Source organism: Ahrensia marina, assembly GCF_042140245.1.
Lineage (GTDB): Bacteria > Pseudomonadota > Alphaproteobacteria > Rhizobiales > MH13 > MH13.
Genome location: NZ_CP159483.1, coordinates 1,678,772 through 1,697,021 on the forward strand (window position 1 = coordinate 1,678,772; position 18,250 = coordinate 1,697,021).

At 57.8% G+C, this 18,250-nt stretch carries 15 protein-coding genes; 8 read left to right on the forward strand and 7 right to left on the reverse strand.

The window, feature by feature from the left end; all coding sequences use genetic code 11:
- Positions 1–117: 117 nt before the first annotated feature.
- The gene (locus ABWH92_RS08265; protein WP_375573816.1) at positions 118–1,146 is read right to left on the reverse strand and encodes an RluA family pseudouridine synthase; all 1,029 of its coding nucleotides are present in this window, start codon (positions 1,144–1,146) and stop codon (positions 118–120) included.
- Here ABWH92_RS08265 and ABWH92_RS08270 point away from each other — a divergent pair.
- Positions 1,145–1,525, forward strand: coding sequence for a hypothetical protein (locus ABWH92_RS08270; protein ID WP_375573817.1), 381 nt, complete (start codon positions 1,145–1,147; stop codon positions 1,523–1,525). The two genes, ABWH92_RS08265 and ABWH92_RS08270, sit on opposite strands and share 2 nt — an antisense overlap.
- Here the strand turns inward: ABWH92_RS08270 and glpK are convergent.
- Positions 1,522–3,006, reverse strand: coding sequence for a glycerol kinase GlpK (glpK, locus tag ABWH92_RS08275; RefSeq protein ID WP_375573819.1), 1,485 nt, complete (start codon positions 3,004–3,006; stop codon positions 1,522–1,524). The two genes, ABWH92_RS08270 and glpK, sit on opposite strands and share 4 nt — an antisense overlap.
- Before the next feature lie 61 nt (positions 3,007–3,067).
- Positions 3,068–4,624, reverse strand: coding sequence for a glycerol-3-phosphate dehydrogenase (glpD, locus tag ABWH92_RS08280; protein ID WP_375573821.1), 1,557 nt, complete (start codon positions 4,622–4,624; stop codon positions 3,068–3,070).
- A 160-nt stretch (positions 4,625–4,784) separates the two neighbouring features.
- On the opposite strand from glpD, the gene ABWH92_RS08285 reads away from it, so the two are divergent.
- From ABWH92_RS08285 to ABWH92_RS08305, 5 genes are read left to right on the forward strand one after another with little or no spacing between them, the layout of a single operon-like run.
- A complete protein-coding gene (locus tag ABWH92_RS08285; protein WP_375573823.1) occupies positions 4,785–5,870 on the forward strand; it encodes a hypothetical protein in 1,086 nt (361 codons plus the stop codon).
- 12 nt (positions 5,871–5,882) lie between these two features.
- Positions 5,883–6,902: a hypothetical protein gene (locus ABWH92_RS08290; protein ID WP_375573825.1), complete on the forward strand. Its 1,020-nt coding sequence runs from the start codon at positions 5,883–5,885 to the stop codon at positions 6,900–6,902.
- The gene (locus ABWH92_RS08295) at positions 6,903–8,801 is read left to right on the forward strand and encodes an AAA family ATPase (protein WP_375573826.1); all 1,899 of its coding nucleotides are present in this window, start codon (positions 6,903–6,905) and stop codon (positions 8,799–8,801) included.
- Positions 8,801–10,120 carry a DUF6638 family protein gene (locus tag ABWH92_RS08300; protein WP_375573828.1) on the forward strand — a complete coding sequence of 440 codons (1,320 nt, stop codon included), beginning with the start codon at positions 8,801–8,803 and terminating at the stop codon, positions 10,118–10,120. The genes ABWH92_RS08295 and ABWH92_RS08300 overlap by 1 nt, the downstream gene beginning before the upstream one ends.
- Positions 10,121–10,132: 12 nt before the next feature.
- The gene (locus tag ABWH92_RS08305) at positions 10,133–11,320 is read left to right on the forward strand and encodes a DUF2333 family protein (RefSeq protein ID WP_375573830.1); all 1,188 of its coding nucleotides are present in this window, start codon (positions 10,133–10,135) and stop codon (positions 11,318–11,320) included.
- Between the two features lie 273 nt (positions 11,321–11,593).
- Here the strand turns inward: ABWH92_RS08305 and ABWH92_RS08310 are convergent, their stop codons facing one another.
- Positions 11,594–12,148, reverse strand: coding sequence for a dihydrofolate reductase family protein (locus tag ABWH92_RS08310; RefSeq protein WP_375573832.1), 555 nt, complete (start codon positions 12,146–12,148; stop codon positions 11,594–11,596).
- Between the two features lie 150 nt (positions 12,149–12,298).
- Here ABWH92_RS08310 and ABWH92_RS08315 point away from each other — a divergent pair, with 150 nt between their 5' ends.
- Entirely contained in the window at positions 12,299–12,649 is a 351-nt protein-coding gene (locus tag ABWH92_RS08315; RefSeq protein ID WP_375573834.1) for a DUF1622 domain-containing protein, read from the forward strand.
- A 97-nt stretch (positions 12,650–12,746) separates the two neighbouring features.
- Here the strand turns inward: ABWH92_RS08315 and ABWH92_RS08320 are convergent, their stop codons facing one another.
- The gene (locus ABWH92_RS08320) at positions 12,747–14,927 is read right to left on the reverse strand and encodes a malate synthase G (RefSeq protein WP_375573836.1); all 2,181 of its coding nucleotides are present in this window, start codon (positions 14,925–14,927) and stop codon (positions 12,747–12,749) included.
- Positions 14,928–15,122: 195 nt separating this feature from the next.
- Between ABWH92_RS08320 and ABWH92_RS08325 the strand changes: the two genes are divergently transcribed.
- Positions 15,123–15,638 carry a response regulator gene (locus tag ABWH92_RS08325; protein ID WP_375573837.1) on the forward strand — a complete coding sequence of 172 codons (516 nt, stop codon included), beginning with the start codon at positions 15,123–15,125 and terminating at the stop codon, positions 15,636–15,638.
- 292 nt (positions 15,639–15,930) lie between these two features.
- Here ABWH92_RS08325 and ABWH92_RS08330 read toward each other — a convergent pair whose 3' ends face one another.
- Both ABWH92_RS08330 and ABWH92_RS08335 read right to left on the reverse strand, forming a co-directional pair.
- Positions 15,931–17,220, reverse strand: coding sequence for a hypothetical protein (locus ABWH92_RS08330; protein ID WP_375573839.1), 1,290 nt, complete (start codon positions 17,218–17,220; stop codon positions 15,931–15,933).
- A 203-nt stretch (positions 17,221–17,423) separates the two neighbouring features.
- Positions 17,424–18,050 carry a DUF1134 domain-containing protein gene (locus ABWH92_RS08335; RefSeq protein ID WP_375573841.1) on the reverse strand — a complete coding sequence of 209 codons (627 nt, stop codon included), beginning with the start codon at positions 18,048–18,050 and terminating at the stop codon, positions 17,424–17,426.
- Positions 18,051–18,250: the final 200 nt, after the last annotated feature.

The window sequence follows — 18,250 nt, forward strand, 5'->3', positions numbered from 1 at the left end:
GTAGTCTCTCCCGATAAGGCGAGAGATTGCGGGTCCTTTGCACTAAGCGACCCAATTTGAGCCTTTGATATAGGTACTGATTTGGCCAAAACAGGGGCTGGTTGCATTACAGTTTGTTCACTGTTTTGAGAGAATAGCCTCAAGTTCTTGTAATTGCTTATCTAATTCCACGTCAAAACGCATGATTTCAGCGCTTTTTGGATGTGTAAACTGCAGTGTTGTTGCCTGCAATGCCTGCCTGGGAAAGGCCAAAATGGCCTCTTTTGTCGCCTCATCAAACCGGTTGGCGCGGGTGCGACCACCGCGCCCATAGTCCGGATCGCCAACCACGCCGTGGCCGATATGAGCCAAGTGCACACGAATTTGGTGGGTGCGTCCGGTCTCCAACTGGCAGGCAATTTTGCAAATAGCTGGATTATCCTGAGCGCCATAGCTTCTCAGCTTGTGACCATGGGTGATGGCTTCGCGTGCGTCTGGACGCTTCGAAACAGCCATTTTCAATCGATTGGCACGATCGCGACCGATCGCAGTGTCAATGGTGAATTGCGTTTTCGTGTTACCCCAGACAAAAGCGGTGTAGATGCGCTCCAAATCATTGGTGCGGCCATGATCGGCAAATTGAGCAGAAAGAGACTGATGAGCTTGATCCGTTTTGGCCACGACCATCACGCCGGACGTGTCCTTATCCAACCGGTGCACAAGACCTGGGCGCTTCACGCCTCCAATGCCCGATAGCGTGTCACCGCAGTGGTGCAAGAGGGCATTCACCAACGTGCCCGATGGGTTGCCAGCGCCAGGATGCACCACAAGGCCGGCAGGTTTGTTGAGCACGATCAGTTCGTCATCTTCAAACAAGATATCGAGCGGAATGGCCTCAGGCTGGGGGTCAGGGTCCTCAGCTTGCGGTATGTCGAGCGCGATGTTCTCTCCGCCGCGTAGCTTGACGGCCGGGTTAGTGTGCGATGCCCCGTTGAGAGTGCAATGACCTTGCTTGATCAGCGTGGTGATGCGACTGCGTGATAGGCCCGTCCCCTCTGCCTCTCCAGCCAACGCGGCATCGAGCCGCTTGCCCCGGTGCGCGTCAGATGCTTGAAGGCGCAGGACATTATCATCACCCTCGCCAGTCTCTAGGAAATCATCGCTCATGGCGTCTCAGTCCCCTAACGCTCCGCAATCGCCAGATGAGGAGGAACCGCTCGATCCGCGATTGGAGGCGGTCGCCCACAAAATGCGGCGATTGTCATTGGTGTCATCGGGGATCATGTTTCTTGGCATTTTTGCAGTGCTTGGCGTCATTCTCTACCGCTCTCTGGGTGGTCCGTCGAGCACTGACTATCCGGCCAACATCACGGCTGAAGAGGTGCGGACGTTGGTTGTGGAAACCGTCGCTGGAGCTGTGATTGATGGTGTGAGCGTCGATGAACGGTCGCTGTTCGTCAACGTGTCAGGCGATGATGGCCCGATGATCTTGGAGATTGACCGCGCTACCTGGCAGATTGTTTCGACCGTGCAGTTCGGCAACTAGGTGGTTGTTAGAGTTCGCTTCACCGCATCGTGCCACCGGTCCATGTGGAACTGCCGAGTTTCCTCATCCAGATGTGGTGTGAACTCAGCGTCCTTTTGCCAAGTGGAGGCGAAGGTCTCCAGATCAGGGCAGAGCCCAGCCTTGAGCCCGGCTAGATAGGCCGCACCTTTCACTGTCGTCTCCAGGTCGTTGGGGCGTTCCACGGGCGCATCGAGAATGTCTGCGAGCAGTTGCAGCGTTAGGTCGGACTGGGTCATACCGCCATCAACGCGCAGAACCGAGCGCTCGCCTTCTGGCCAGTCGCGTGCCATGGCGTCCAGCAAATCGCGGGTTTGGAAAGCAACGCTTTCGAGCACCGCATGGGCGAAGTCTTCCGGACCTGTGTCACGGGTGATGCCATAAATTGCACCACGTGCGTCCGGGTCCCAATAAGGCGCGCCGAGGCCAACAAAAGCGGGCACCAAGGTAATAGCGCCGCGCACGCCGCGATTGGCCAGATCGTTCACTTGCGGCGCGCTTTCGATCAGTTTCAGCCCATCACGCAGCCATTGCACGGCAGCACCTGCAATGAAGACCGAGCCTTCCAGCGCGTAGGTCGGTTTGCCATCGAGGCGGTAAGCCAGTGTGGTGAGCAGGCGGTTCTTCGACTGGATGCGCTCGCTGCCGGTGTTAAGCACCGCAAACAGGCCCGTACCATAGGTCGCCTTCACCATGCCTGGGGCAAAGCAGGCCTGGCCGATGGTCGCGGCATGCTGGTCGCCAGCGCAACCCAAAATCGGCACCGAAGCACCGAAGACTGATGGGTCGGTTGTGCCAAAGTCATCTGCGCAATCAAGCACTTCCGGCAGAAGGGCCGAAGGGATGTTGAAGAGCTTTAAGAGATCATCAGACCAGTCTTGTGTTCCAATATCAAAGAGCAGTGTCCGGCAGGCATTACTGGCATCGGTGACATGGCGTTTGCCGCCGGTAAGCCGATAGATGAGGAAACTGTCGATGGTGCCGAAGGCCAGTTCGCCCTTGCTGGCGCGGGTACGCAAGCCACGATCTTGATCAAGCATCCAGGCGAGTTTGGAGCCTGAGAAATAGGGGTCGAGGAGCAGGCCTGTCTGCTCCTGCACCATGGGTTCAGCGCCATCGGCTTTCAGTTTGCGGCAGGTTTCAGCGGTGCGACGGTCCTGCCAGACGATCGCATGACCGACGGGTTTGCCAGTCTCCCGATCCCAAAGCACAACCGTTTCGCGTTGATTGGTGATGCCAATGGCGGCGATGTCGGATGGGGTTTTGCCGGCTTTGTCCAGCGCGCTTTTGACGGTGGATTGCACCAGGCTCCAGATCACCTCGGCATCATGCTCCACCCAACCATCAGCAGGATAGATTTGCGGCAGCTCTTCTTGAGCGCTCGCAAGCACGTTGAGTGCGGCATCATAAACCAGCGCGCGTGCGGACGTCGTGCCTTGGTCGATGGCAAGGATAAAGCTCATACTGGGTCTCCCGAGAGTTCTTCAGCGCTCTTCTGGCGCCGTTGGTAGAAAAGGTCGTGTGTCAGGCGGCGGCTCGTTTGGCCAGCAAGTTATCAAGGATCGCTTGCACCTCGTCAAAGGCGGACTTTGGCTGATCGATACCGAGTTTTGACCGGCGAAACAGAACATCGTCTGCTGTCCGCGCCCATTCCTCTTCGACCATATGCTCGATCTCGCTTGGGAAGAGGCCGCACATCAAGGCTTGCTCGTTGCCGCCTGCGATGATGCCGGCAATCGACTGGGCCGAGCGCCCATACATCTGAACCAAGCGCTCGGCATGCGCGCCGGCGTCAACCACGCTCAAGGCTTGAGACAGCTGCGTCTGCACCTGTTCCAGAACTTTGCCGCGTGCAACATCATCAACAAAGGCATCGTCAAAAGCGGTGTAGCCGGTCCAGCCGCTTTCCATGCCACTGCCGGACGGTTTGGTGAGTTCTGCCAGATCATCCACCACTTTTTGCGACAGTGTGCGGAAGGTGGTGAGCTTGCCACCGAACACGTTGGTGAGGCCGGCTTTCAAATGTTTGCTGGTGAGGATTTTGTAGTCGCGCGTGACTTCTTGCGCGTTGTCGGTGCCATCATCGAGCAACGGCCGTACACCGGCAAAGGTCCAGGCGATATCGTCACGGGTAACCGGACGATCCAGATAGAGGTTGGCGGCTTTCAGCAGATAGTCGGTTTCTTCGTCTGAGATATGGACATCGCTTGGATCGGTGTGATCGGCATCGGTGGTGCCGATCAGCGCATAGTCGTTCTGATAGGGAATGGCGAAAACAACGCGCTCGTCCGGCTGTTGGAAGAGGTAGGCATCGTTGAGCCCTGCTGGCTTGCGAACCACGATGTGCGAGCCGCGCACCAGACGCAGCCCGATGGGCGAGTTGGACCCGGTGAGCAGATGCGCCACCTTGTCGGCCCAGGGGCCTGCGGTGTTCACCACATGGCGGGCATGGATGTGATAGCGAACGCCATCGGACTGACGTTCCAATGTCAGTTTCCAAATGCCGTCGCTGGCGGTCGCCTCAACAAGCTTGGTGCCAGGCTGGATGGTGGCGCCGCGCTTGGCGGCATCGGAGAGATTGGCGAGTGTCAGACGCACATCATCCACTTGGCAGTCATAGTAGGTGAAGCCACGCGTGCGTAATGCGGGCTTTAAAACCTCGCCCGCTGGATCGGTAGAGAGTTTGATGCCTTTTGAGCCGGGAACCTTTCGGCTCATCGATAGATTGTCATAGAGAAAAAGGCCAAGCCGGATCAGCCAGGCCGGGCGCATGCCCGAGCCGTGCGGCAGCACGAACCGCAGCGGCGTGACGAGATGTGAGGCAACGGAAAGTAGGCGGGCGCGTTCAATCAACGAGTCGCGCACAAGAGCAAACTCATTGTGTTCAAGGTAACGCAGGCCACCGTGGATGAGCTTGGTGGACCAGCTGGAGGTCGCGCTAGCGATATCGCCCATCTCGACAAGCAACACCGAATAGCCACGCCCAACGGCATCGCGTGCAACCCCTGCGCCATTGATGCCGCCGCCGATGACGCACACATCCACGGCTTGGGGCGTTCGCTCATCGTGTGCTGTGTTCATAGCCTCTGATCCCTCACTCAACCTCTGCCAACGATTGCAGGTCTAGCATGTGGCTCAACTTTGGTCTTAAGTCGCAAGAAGATCGGTGAAAACCGGCAAAACGTCACCAAGTATGATTTACCACACCGCAGTACGCGACTTTTTGAGGGATTGAGAGACTATGGCACGCGCAAAATTTGATGAGTTGGAGCGCGGCATCGCCGAAACGCGAAGCCAGGTGCAGGAGATCAACTCCACGCAAGCCAAGATCGATGAGCGATTGGGCACTGTGCTCGGTGACAGCCAGATGCAGACGATCGACGTCAACATTGATGATCAAGACTTCAAAGCTGTGGTGGAAAACGAAGACAAGTTGCAGGGCAACATCGCCTCGCTTGTCTACGGCCTAGATGAGATAACTCAGACATTCGGCTCTGAATTCAAGTCGATGAGTGAGTCGACATTTATGGAAAAGCTGACCGGCATCTTCTCCAAGCGTCGCTCCGAAGAGATGAAGACCAGCCGCATCCGCAATGCTGATATTCGCTCCAATCTCAACAATCTGATTGAAAAGTCCGAAGTGATCCGCGGCCTTCTGGAAGAGCAGTTGGCGGTGATTGATGACCGGTTGGACAAATCCAAGACCGCGCAGGCCGATGTTTTGGAGCGTGCGCAGACAACGGCGCGCCAGATCGAAGAAACCGATGCGCAGCTCGATGAATTGGCACCGAAGATTTCTGCCATTGATGCCAAGATTGCCGATGCGACAGGCGAAGAGTTGAAGGCCCTTCAGGCCGACCGGGCTGAGCTGGCCAACACGTACAATGAGGCGACCGCCAAGAAACAAGAGCTGGTTGCGACCCAACAGTCCTTTGAGCGCTACGGCTCGATCTACGCCAACTATGTGGAAAGCCTTGCCAAGCAAAAAGCCGCCCAGCAGACGCTCATCTCCAAGCTCAACATCGACACTGAGCAACGCACGATCATGTACGATGCACTGGTGGAATCCCTGCGGACATCGGCGCAACAAAACATTGGTCACCGGATCGATGATGTGGGCCGTGAAACCGATGCGCAGGCTGAGGCGATGATCACGCAGATTGGCATCAGCTCTGAAAATCGCATCGTTTCCATGATGGAAGCGCATGAGATTTACATGAAGCGCACCGCCGACATTCGTCAGAAGGCCGATCTGGCCAACGCAGAGTTTGCCCGGCGTTTTGGCAAGATCGTCGATCAGGTCGAATCCGGCAAATATGTCGAATAGGTCTGCTTGATCTTGAATGCGATCCACCAAACAACCCCCGATGTTCGGCGGGTTTATTTTCAGACGCTGGCGCGGGTAACCGCAGGGCTATTGCAATCCTCCGACACGGTGTTGGTGGACCTTGCGGCGCGCCTTGATGCCTCGTTCGGCCTATTGGACAAGCGTGACGCAGGCGGATTGCCTGCGCGGGTCGATCGCAACGATAGCGGTCTGCCAATTCTTGCCGATGTGATCGCGCTGGCGCGGGACGTAAAGGAGCGCAAAGAGCCAGAGCAAAGCTCGGCAAGCCTGCGCGAGCGCCTGCTCGATCAGATGATGGAGCGCCGCCGCGTGCCGCGTGCCTTGCAACTGCAAGAGATTGGTAGAGCCATCTATCAAGAGGCTGTTCGCGGTGCGTTGCCGATCTTCTGGCCAGAAGGGCGTTCGCTGAACCCGCAAGATGACGGGCGTCTGAAGCAGATTTCCTGGGATCATTGGGATGGCGGCACCAACCGGCCTGTTTTCACCCATGCCTGGCTTGAATATCGCCAGCCGCAGGCCTTCCCTCACACCGAGATGCAGGCTTTGGCGCGCAAGTTTTCTGGCACAGGCTTTACGCCACTGGCGAGTGCAATCGAGTTCGATGACGCCTTCGATACCATCGCACTGAAGCGGTTAAAGCGGTGGACGTTGGGGCCGTTTTATTCGCCCATCTTCATGGATGTACCGCCGGCCTTCGAGCCGCTGTTTGCCGATTTGCCCATTGAGGATGCCTGGATGTTTGTCTGGCATGTGGATGAGGTGATCTCGGTGGGCACCGAAGAAACCAAGAGCTGGTTTTTGGCGCCGACCCGCTACCGTGAAACCTATGCGGTGGACACGACCGATGGTTTGGCGACCGAACGCGGGGCCAGCGCCTCGCGCGCCCATGCCCTGTTGCCGCATCGCGCTCACCAGAAACTTGCTGGCTATGATGGCGGTATCGACACGTTGATGCGTGGCATGCGCGTGCACTCGCTGTCGCCCGGCGGTGAGCTGTTTGAGGATATCTAAATGATAGAGGCCAGTTCCGTTCGCATTCCCGAAGCGCGGATTGTCGAAGCTTATCCAGCAGCGCTCGGCTTGATGGAAAATGCGCAAGTGGAAGAGGCGCTGCCTCGCCCCGCCGATGCGCCGGGCAGGACCCGTTTCGTCTCGCCAATCGCCGGTGCGTCGGCGCCACGACGCATGGTGCGTGCCAACCTGGAAGCGGCGCTGCGCAAGTCCGGTGGTGATGATCCACTGCTTTCCACGCGTGAACACGGGATTTTGGTATCGCTTCGCCGCGCCTTGGCTGTCGGGATGACCGTCTCCGAATTCTTCATTGAGCCGCTTGGTTATCTCGATCTTGGAGAGAAGAAACGCTCCTCTGGCCTCTCGGCAACGGATGAAACGCAGTTTCGTTCGCTTGTGCGGGCGAGGGCGCTGGTGGCCGCATTGGTGACCGCCTCGCACTTCCTGCACGCGTTGGGTGATAGCCCCACTGGTGAACCGACAGCGCTGGGCGAACCCGGCTATGACACGGCCAATGACGCGTTGAGTTTCGTCGTGGCGCAGGTCGCCAAGGCTGCCACCGACGCCGTGGACAACGAAGACCTTGGTCCGCGTATTGCTCGTGCTATGGCCGATGTGATCGACCGTGTGGAAGGCGATGCCCACCGGATTATGGGTGACAGTCTTCAGGCTTTTCTGGCGCGCACCTATGCCGTGGAAGTCGATGACTTCCATGTGCGCGGGTTTGAGCGCTCGGCCTCGACCAAGGGCCGTAAGCCTCTCGTCATGCAGTTCAAGCAAGTGCACGAGGTGGTCGGCAATCACATCGCCAAGGCGCAGGCCATCAAGCTCGCCAAGATGCTTGTGGCGTACGATTTTGAACGTCAGAAAAACCCATTTGTGGAGCTGGGCGGTTTCCTCTTCACCTTCGTCGGTGATGGCTTTCCGGGCACCGGCAAAACGACGCTGATCCAAATGACCGCTGGTCTGGTGAAAGAGTATTGCGACCTGGCCGGATATCCGTTCGTTTACGAGAATTTTGGCATCGACCAGATCAGTGAGTACCAGGGAAAATCAGGTCAGAACTGCCGCGCGTTCATTGATCGGGTTCTGGACCCTCAAGCCATTGGTTTTGGCACGATTGACGACATCGATCAGGTGGCTGGCAAGCGCGATGATCGGCAAAGTTCCTCAGGACAACAAGAGGTTACAGGTGTTCTGATGGCCGCATTCTCTGGTGCGGAAACCGTTGTGCGTGGTAATGCCAGTTTCGGTATGTTTTCCAATTATCCGGAGAAGGTGGACGATGCTTTGCGCCAGCGCGCTGGTGCGCGTTGGCTGGTGGATGGGCCGCAAACCGAGAACGATTATATCGACATCTTCCACCTGCTGCTCGGCAAGAAACATGACGTGCCCTTGGGCCAAGATGACTTCTTTGCCGATCAGGCTTTGAAGCAAGCGGTGGCCAAAAGTTACGCCCAGCACAACCGACCACAGGAAGATGGCCTGATGGTGGTGTGGGAGCGGTTTACCGATGAGCATGGGGAGCCAAAGACGATCCGCGATGTCGGGCTTTACCTTCACGCGATCAAAGAGGCGGAGCCACGTTTCACCGGGCGGGCGATCAAGAACGTCACGGATGGGATTAAATACCGTGCGATGGATGTTGAACTGCCGGACGAATGGTTTGAGAACCCCGAAGCTTTCTTGCAGAAGGGGTATGATGACAAGCTGGCGATGATCGAAGATCTGCAAAAGCCGATTTCGATGGATTTCATTTTGCAGGAGATCAACCGCTACGCTGACTCAGAGTTCCGCTACTCCGACAAGTCCGATGAGGCGGCCATCCAAGAGCTGTTGCGCGACCACCGTGTGCGCCAGAAAGCCGCCGAACGCCTCGACGATCTTGAGGACGACTGATGCAACGCCTCATCGAAGAAGGCCTGCGCTTTGGCGGGCTTTTGCATGTCGATCATGCCCATCTGGTGGCCCGGTACAACGCGGCACTGAAGGCGCTTGGGCTGCCGGAAACGGAGCTGACCGACTTTTACATTGATGCGTCGGGCTACTCGTATGAAGTCGCGCTGGAGATGCAGAACGCCAGCTATCTGGACCCGGAAGGGATCAATCGGCGCTTCATCATTCTCTCGCCCGATCAGGCCGATCTGCCACTGATCCGCACCAGTTTTTCTGCCGACGGGCAGGTGATCCGAGCTTTCTTTGCCGCCAATGATCGGATGATCCGCGCGGTGACGCTGAAGGATGCGGTCTACGGCGAAATCGAGAACCTTGTGTTCGATGTGGAGCGTCCTGCTGATGTGCTTGGCATCCGCGATGTGCGCTTTTTGGTGCGCACGCCGACGGGTCTCTTGGAAGAAGCGCAGACGCTGAAGGCGCAGATGGATCGGTTTCTGACGGAACCAAACGCTTGGGCCGATCAAAAACTGCTCGATGCCATTGTCTCCGGTGCGAGCCGTGTGGGCGACGTGCGCCGCAACGGTTTCTTGCCGCAGAAGCTCTCCTTCCAGTGGCCGAATGTCTTTTGGACCAGCCATTTCGGCGGCGCCTATGTGATCAGCAACGGAGACTCATCTCGCGATGGCGCTGTGATGATTGGCGATCCCGATCAGCTTCAGCCCAAACCCTTTGGGGCCTCGATCATCGCGTTGCACGAAACGCCCGTGCTTTTCTCCTATTTGGACGAAGAACGGCTGTTGGAGCCGTTCAACCCACGCTGGCTGAAAGAGTCGGGCATTTTGGAGCATCGTTTGCGGCTGCTGGTGGCGGAGCTTTTGATGCTGGGCGATCATGATTTTGACGCCACACCGATGATTGATGATGCGTATCTCTCGCGCTGGATCGCCGACAATATGGCCAAGCTCAACCCGGACCGCCGGTTCCGCGTGATCAGCCAGATGCGTGGGCTGCTCGACACGCCTGCTGAAGCGGCGGCCTATGAGCGCCGCCTGTCAGCTGAGCAGCGGTTCTATTTTCGTCGGGCTGTGCCGGATGCACCCGGCGCGGCAGACATCAATCGCATCATCGTGGAGCACATGCCGTTTGATCTGCTCTCAACGTTTATTCTCAACAAGCGGCGTTTTTATGCGATCTATGAGACATACACGCAGCGGCAAAAGGCTTTTGCGGTGGATTATCTTACCACCCATTACGCGCCCAACACCCATGACCGCTGGCGCATGCGTGCAAAAGTGCGCGAAGCGTTTTTCGGGCTGCATTAAAGGAAAACAGTGATGCTTGACCCTCTTATCGACTGGATCAAAGCCATGTGGCGCGGGTTTATCGCGCTGTTCCGCCTGCGGCTACCCAAGCCTGAAGACGGCGGGCCAGAAAGGATGCGCGGTGTGCGCGCCACGGGCCGTATCTTTTGGCGCGGCGGGCTGCTGATCTTCATCGTTCTGTTCCTTATCTGGAACATCTCGTTTTTCTGGAATGTGCTGTGGACGCGCGGCGACACACTGACCTATCCGCAGGATGTGCTGCGCGCCAACGCGATGGTGGCGACCGAAGAGACAGCCACCGTGGATGGATCGCCATCTGACACGCGCACCTGTGACCGTTCGCAGATCGTCGACATGCAGATTTATTTGCTCGACCTGATGGTCAATCAAAACGAGTGGGTACCCTCCATGCCGCAATACAAGGTCGGCATTTTGGGGCTGGTTGAATGGGAAGCAACGCCTTTCTTTGACAACAAAGCAGCTTTCCAGACCGGCGTGTTGATCGCGCTGCGCCGCACGGCGGTGGAGCTTGTGGATGTGCTTGGCCGTGAGCGCGGCACATCGGGTGCCGACGAGGACCTAGATACCGCGCGCGGACGTCTGCAATCGGACGAGCAGATTTGGTGGTTCAACCCGTTTGACGAGCGCCGTCCCTTTGGCCCGGTGCAGCCATCCTCGCGCCTGTTTGCCGGCGCCATCCCGCTCTACCAGGATTACAATGATCGGCTGGAGGCGTGCGATGCGCTGTTTGATGCGCGCGCCGACAATCTGATCCAATTCCTGGATCGTGTTGCCCGTGACATCGGCTCCTCGGTGGACCAGCTGTCACGCCGCTCAACGGGCCGCCAGTATGACGCCGACCTCGACATTTTTGTGCCGGGTGAGGGTAATGACCGTGGCTGGTTCGACTTCCGGGCGGACAATTTGTTCATGGAAGCCTCAGGCCAGATGTTTGCCTATCACGGCCTGCTTCAGGCGGCGCGGGAAGACTTCGCCGATGTGGTTCAATCACGCAATCTGGGTGGCGTCTGGGACCGGATGGAGCAGCACATCGCCGAAGCCGCCGCTCTTTCTCCGCTGGTCATCTCCAATGGCCGTGAGGATGGCGTGCTGATGCCCGATCATTTGAGCATTATGAGTGAGAATATTCTCCGCGCCCGCACGAATATGAGCGAGATCAGGGGCATTCTGGAGCGGTAAGTCTTCCTTCTCTCATCAAGCACAATCGTCATCACCGGCCTTGAGCCGGTGATCGAGCCTCGCGTGCTTCAGAATGAATGATAGTGCTCAATAGGACCTTTGGAGCTGGATGGCCGGGTCAAGCCCGGCCATGATAAGAAGGTGTGGTCTCCCTGTGCTTGTCGTGGAGGTCCATTCCTTAATCGCCGCTGACTGGACCCTCGGGGCTAGTCCGAGGGTGACACCATCTGGGTGGGCAAGGCAATAGAGCCAAGTGGCCGGATCGCGCGCCCCTCAAGCGTTCGGATGTTCCACCGCAAACTCCTGAAACAGTGTGCCGTTGTCGTGCGCCTTTTCTTCCAGCAGTTTCAGCATTGGCGCGTCACCGATCCCGGAAAACAGTGGCACGCCGCTGCCCAGCACAGTAGGGGCTCGTTTCAAGCGAAGGCGATCAATCAGGCGCGCCGCCAGTAGCGATCCGGCCAAAACACCGCCACCACAGAGGTAAAGGGCACCCGTCGCCTCAGCTTTCAGCGTGCGCACCGCGGCAATGGCATTGTCGCGGATCACTGACACATCTGCATCGGCTGGTAAGTCGATGCTTTCTGAGATCACCACCGAGCGCATGGATGGGTAGGGGTTGCCGCCGGGCGGCAGGCCGAACGCGTAGCCAAACTCATAGGTCGCACGGCCCATCAGGGCGACAGCATAGGTGCTAAGGCGGGCTTGGTAGTCGTCAACGATGCTGCCTTCATGGGGAAAGCGGGACACGTCAGGGTGGCCGCCGACAACAGGGCCAGCGATGAAGCCGTCAATGGAGACGGCCACGTCATAGACAAGGGGTTGCATGAAGCACTCCTGAAACAGGTCAATCTATCGCGCACCAGTATGCTGGTGCAGGTGTTGGGCGATGGATTAGTTGGTCACTGTCAGGGCGCTCCTCTTGGCGGGCAGCCGATGTAGCGCAAGCGCTGCGCAAATGCAAAAGGGAACATACGCATGATCGAACACGCTCTTGATTTTATCGTTCTGGCGCTTGAGATCGCGGGCATCGGCGCCATCGTCATTGGTGCGGTTGTGTCGCTTGGCATTTATCTGTGCGGCTGGCTGGGCAAGGTGCCGCATGACGAGTGTTTTAAAGCGCTGCGGGCCAATCTTGGCCGCTCTATCTTGCTGGGCCTAGAGTTTTTGGTGGCCGCCGACATCATCAAGACGGTCGCGTTTGAGCTGACGCTTGAGAATGTGTTGCTGCTTGGTGGGATCGTGCTTATCCGCACCTTCCTCAGCTTTGCCCTTCAGGTGGAGATTGAGGGGAAGCTGCCCTGGAATGGCAAGAGTGAGGCGATTTAGGTGTTGGTGGAAGCCCCGGGCACACGCGTGCGAGCGATCCGAGGCCTCGATGACTTGATGAAGCGGGGTCCCGGCTCAAGGCCGGGACTTTGGTAGGCTAAGAGGCAGTCTTTAGCGCCAAGCGTGCCTCGTGCAGCAGCGGTTCGGTGTAGCCTGATGGCTGGTTTTTGCCTTTGAACACCAGATCGCAAGCCGCCTTGAAAGCGATGCCATCATAAGCAGGCGCCATGGGCGTGTAGGCTGGATCGCCGGCGTTCTGTTGGTCGACGACGGTAGCCATGCGTTTCATCACATCCATCACCTCATCTTCGCTGACAACACCATGGTGCAGCCAGTTGGCCATGTGCTGGGAGGAGATACGCAGCGTGGCGCGATCTTCCATCAGGCCAACATCGTTGATGTCCGGCACTTTGGAGCAGCCCACGCCCTGGTCCACCCAGCGCACCACGTAGCCCAGAATGCCCTGCGCGTTGTTTTCTAGCTCCGCCTTGATTTCATCAGGCTGCCAGTTCGGCCGGTCGGCAAGCGGGATCGTCAGAATGTCATCAAGGTTTGCCATCGGGCGGCTTTTCAGTTCCTCCTGGCGAGCCTTCACATCCACCTGATGGTAGTGCGTGGCGTGCAGCGTCGCGGCGGTGGGTGAGGGGACCCAGGCACATGTAGCGCCAGCATTCGGATGGCCGATTTTCTGCTCCAGCATGGCTTGCATCAGGTCGGGCATGGCCCACATGCCTTTGCCGATCTGCGCTTTGCCGACCAGCCCGCAGGCAAGGCCGACATCCACATTGCGATCCTCATAAGCGGCGATCCAAGGCGTGGACTTCATGTCACCCTTGCGCAGCATGGGTCCGGCTTCCATGGAGGTGTGCATTTCATCGCCGGTCCGATCCAAGAACCCGGTGTTGATGAATACGACGCGGTTTTTGGCGGCGCGAATGCACTCTTTCAGGTTCACCGTGGTGCGGCGTTCCTCATCCATGATGCCCATTTTGAGCGTGAATTGCGGCAGGCCAAGATGCTCTTCGATGGCGCCGAAGAGATCATTGGCGAACGTCACCTCTTCCGGTCCATGCATTTTCGGCTTCACGATGTAGACCGAGCCGGTGGTGGAGTTGCGCTTTTTGTGGCTCGCGTCCTTGGCCAGGTCATGCATGGCGATCATAGAAGTGCACAGGCCATCCAGAATGCCTTCGGGCATTTCGTTGCCGTCCCCATCCAGCACGGCGGGCGTGGTCATCAGGTGGCCGACGTTGCGCACCAGCATCAGCGAGCGGGTCTTCACCATGAAGGGTTCGCCATTGGGCGCCTTGTACTCAAAGTCGCCATAGAGTTTGCGGGTAATGGTTTTGCCGTTCTTCTCCAGCGTCTCTTCCAGGTCACCCTTCATCAGGCCAAGCCAGTTGCGGTAGGCTAGCGCCTTGTCTTCACCATCCACTGCAGCAACGGAGTCTTCGCAGTCCATGATCGTGGAAATAGCCGCTTCCAGATTGATGCCGGCGATGCCCGCCTTGTCGGTCTTGCCGATGGGGTTCTCGGCATCGAACCACATTTCGAAATAGAGGCTGTTGTTCTGGAAGAGCAGCATGGAGGGCGCCATCGGGTCGCCGTGATAGCCCTTGAACTTGTTCGGCTCTTTCAACTCCGTTACGGTGCCATCTTCCAACGTCGGCACCAGCCGGTCATGAGCCACGACATAGGTGGTGACATCGGCGTGGCTGCCCACTTCCAGCGGGATGGCCTGATCTAGGAACTTGCGACCCCAAGCGATCACCCGTGCGCCGCGTTCCGGGTCATAGTCTTTGCCCTTTGGCAAGTCACCCATGGCATCGGTGCCGTAAAGGGCATCGTAAAGCGCACCCCAGCGCGCATTGGCAGCGTTGAGGGCGTAGCGTGCATTCATGATCGGCACGACAAGCTGCGGACCTGGCGTGGAGCTGATTTCGGGGTCAACATTGCTGGTTTCAACGCTGAAATCTTCGCCAATGGGCACCAGGTACCCGATCTCTTCGAGGAAGGCTTTGTAGGCCGCCATATCTAGCGGCTGGCCTTTGCGCTCACGGTGCCAGGCATCGATCTGCGTTTGTAGCTGGTCGCGGCGGGCCAGAAGTTCGCTGTTGCGACCGCCGAAGTCCTTCACCAGCGCTGAGAGCGCCTGCCAGAAACGGTCAGCGGTGATGCCAGTGTCTGGCAGAGCGCCATCTTCGATCAGGGCACAGAGGCTTTCATCAACCTGCAATCCGGCTCGAGAAACGTAAGAGTAGGAATGTGTTTGAGCCATTGAGATCTCCGTCGGCACTATGTCTGGCGGGAACCTAGACGTCCTGTGGCCGCCGTCAATGCAATGCGGCATGGATGCATCTTTTCCTGTGCGTTGAAGGTCTTCTGCGTGCAGTTGCCGTAAACGCAAAAAAACGTAAGCACATGCCTCGGCTCGTTTACACTTGGTTTAAGGCGCGTCGGGTAACCTACGCCCATGTATATCGATGTGGCACCTCTGGACATTATGGTGATCGACGACTCGGCTTATATGCGCCGGATCGTCTCTGCCATGCTGCGCGGGTTCGGCGCGCGGCGCATTCATGAGGCCGAAGATGGTGCTGATGCGCTTGAAAAAATCGAGATGCAACCGCCCGACATGATCATTGTCGATTGGGTGATGCCGGTTTTGGACGGTGCCGAATTGGTAAAGCTGATCCGCCAGCCGAATTTTGTGTGCGCTTACGTTCCGATCATCATGTTGACAGGGCACACTGAGCGCAGCCGTGTTCTGGCCTCGTCAAAGCTTGGTGTGAACCATTTCCTCTCCAAGCCCGTCTCGGCCAAAGCGCTCTACAATCGTATGGCTGATTGCATTCTCTATCCGCGCCGGTTTGTGAGCACCGAAGAGTATTTCGGGCCCGAGCCACGCAGCCAAAATGAAGGCCAGTTGCGCACGCAGATCGGTGTTGCTCTGGACGAGAATGGCATGCCGCTGGAACAGGCTGGCTAGCCGCTTTCTTTGGTTCCTCTCTAGCTTTCGCTCAATTGAGCAAAAAAAAGGTGCCGAGTGGCACCTGGAGGAGATTCAAGGGAGGAATGGATGCCGGGGCATCGTTGGCACATCAATGAATTGCCAATACAAATAGTGTTCCACTTTATCCAAACCTTTGGAAGTCGGGTGAAACCCATTCGTGCAGTTGCTTACAAGCCTTCGTCTAAGGCAGGTGCAGTTGTGTCAAGTAAAATTGAGCTACTGTCTTAGACCAAAGGGCGCGCGATGCTGCGCCCGCGGCTGAGCGTTGCTAGATGACCTTAAGGTCATTCTCGCTGGCGCGCGGCATACCGCTTGGTTTCTCTGCCGGTGTGCCTGATGCGGTCGCGGCTGCAATCTTTCCACCAGACGTTGAAGAGGTGGACGTTTCTGATGCTGTCTTGCTGGACTTGCGCGCGCCCGATGCTTTGCTGGCTGTTTTGGACGCAGACTTGGCAGTCGACTTTGCTGGTGCCTTGCGACGCGTGGTTGTCTTTTTCTTGGAGCGAAGACGATCACGGGCCTCAACCAGTGAAGTCACCAGGTTGCTGTCTGAACCGTCTTGCTCGGCTTCATCCAGCAGCGCGTTGATGCGGTCATTGTTGTCGAGCTCAACTGCAGCATTGGCTGTGAGAGCGGCTGTCATCTCATCGATGGATGCGCGGAGCGTTTCTGGATCCGTCGGGATGGCGTCTTTGGTGCTGGCGGTTGTTGGAATAGGCAACTCTTCGCCATCGACGCTGATAAGCTGAGGGCCGGGGCGCGGTGCGTTGCGTAGCTCGGTTTCCAGCTCAACAATTTTGGCCATCATGCGCTCACGGTCGGCTTCAAAGTCGGCTTTGGCGGCAGCAACAGCCTGATTGTCATCGCGTGCGTCAAGCAAAAGGCGGGCGCGGGCAGCGGACGCTTCAGCAGCGTTCTTATCTGAACGCAGTTGGCGCACCGTCTCACGCAAATTCTCGATCTGGGCGCGCGCCATGGAAGCTGCGTCGCCGCTTTCAGCAAGTTGTGAGGCAACAGTTGGGTCGCCATCACCGGCCAGATGGGCTGCAAGCTCAGCCCTCAGGCTTTCGGCTTCCTGGGTCAGGCGGCTCACATCATCATCGCGCATCGCCAGCTCTTGGCGCACGTCGGAAAGATCGCGGCGCATGTCCGCCAGATCGGCGCTGCGGCGCATCAGCGTCTCTTCATGTTCGCGCAGGCGTTCGCGTGTCGTGTTGAGCGTGTCGCTAAGGTTCACCAGTGAGGATTGGGTGTCATCGCGTTCGGCCAAAGCAAGTGCCGACGAGGATGTCATCTGATCGGCCATCAAGCGCGCTTGCGCTGACATCTGACGTTCACGGTCAAGGGCGCGTTCCAGCTCACGAATGCTGATGGCAGCGCGGGCTTGAGCGCCAGCAATACGCGCTTCGAAAGCACGCAATGTTTCTGGCCGATCGCGTTCGAGGCGCGCGCGGGTCAGTCGAACAGCGCGAACCCAAACGAGCCTACAGGCTATTAGCCCCAGCAGACACGCGCTGAAAAACCCGAGCAAAAAGACGACGATATCGGCTACTGTCACTGGAAATCCACCTGGCACACGCTGTTAATTGACTGTCAACCATGGCCGAAATTTACGCAAGGGTTGACTGGCCAACAAGCTTAACAAAACAGCTTGGAGGGGACGTGACAGCAGTCACATTTTAGCGATTTGTGCGCAATCAGGGTGACGTTGCGCCAAGCGTGCCGTCCAAACGGCTTGCCCACAATGCCATTTAGCGCGGTCTAAAATGGGTTCCAGGTCGGCTGACGGGTAAATTTCAAATACCCAACATTGATGCCCAGGCGTGCGCCGATGCCTGCCCGGATTGGAGCGACAACAACCTGCGCTGATTGGTTGGCCGATGCTGACAGGCCGCCGACCAAGAAGGCTGAGCCGCTAACGCCAGGAAAGCGCTGATACATCGTATCGACCGACGGTAGATTGTAGACCAGGATCATGGTGCGGGTGCCATCTCCGCCCATGTCAAAACCGATGGACGGGCCTTGCCAATAGACACGGTGATTGCCCGCGTTGCGGGTGTAAAGCACGCCCTCGCCGTAGCGCAGGCCGCCAAAAAAGGCCGCGCTGGCTTCCTCTCCAAGGATGTAGCCATTGGGTTGGCCGTATTGGGCTGTCAGGCTTTCCACGACATCGGCCATGCCGCGTGCCATGTTGCCGAAGAACACATGGCCGGAATCCACCAGCTCCTGTGAGGAGAATGTGTTGCCAGAACCTTGTTGCTGCTGGGCATGGACGAGCAGCGGCGACACCAGTGTGAGAGCCGCCGCAATCAGGCAGGCAATCAGTGAGCCTTGCAGGCGGCGCCACGCATGTGGGGCACGCGATGATAATGTGATGGCGAGGGACATGATCGGTTCCTTCCAAAGACAATCCCAAAAATGGTGCGGTCACCTTGCTGCGCAGACGGATCCTTTACCGCAGCTTTTGGCTTTTCTGGCCTGGCTTAACGGACCGCTTAAGGATCACCGCTAAGGTTTGACCATTCTAAGGCCGGACCGGCTTGGGCGGCGGTTCAAACCGCCGGACCACAAGCTTTCCGGCAGAGTAA